The sequence below is a fragment of the Aliiroseovarius sp. ABM4_368 genome (genome assembly GCF_056161205.1).
In genome coordinates, this window is record NZ_JBSWYR010000025.1 from 1 (window position 1) to 427 (window position 427).

The following is a 427-nucleotide window of genomic DNA, read 5'->3' on the forward strand; positions in this document are numbered from 1 at the left end:
CATGCCGATCATCGCGGGTTCCGCGCTGGCCGCTATGGAAGGCAACAACCCGGAAATCGGCGAGAACAAAATCCGCGAGCTGATGGCAGCTGTGGACGAGTACATCCCGACCCCGGATCGTCCGGTTGACGGCGACTTCCTGCTGCCGATCGAAGACGTGTTCTCGATCTCGGGCCGCGGTACTGTTGTAACCGGCCGTGTTGAGCGTGGCGTTGTGAATGTTGGCGACGAGATCGAAATCGTTGGCATCAAAGCGACCCAGAAAACCACCTGTACCGGTGTTGAAATGTTCCGCAAGCTGCTGGATCGCGGTGAGGCAGGCGACAACGTTGGTGTTCTGCTGCGCGGTATCGACCGTGAAGCTGTTGAGCGTGGCCAGGTTCTGTGTAAGCCGGGTTCGGTTAACCCGCACACCAAGTTCGAAGCC

Annotated in this window: 1 protein-coding gene; it reads left to right on the top strand. The window is 59.0% G+C overall.

Going from position 1 to position 427, the window contains the following annotated elements:
- Positions 1–427, top strand: a 427-nt coding sequence (locus ACXAH3_RS16470) for an EF-Tu/IF-2/RF-3 family GTPase (protein WP_474863356.1), incomplete at both ends; no start/stop codon positions are given.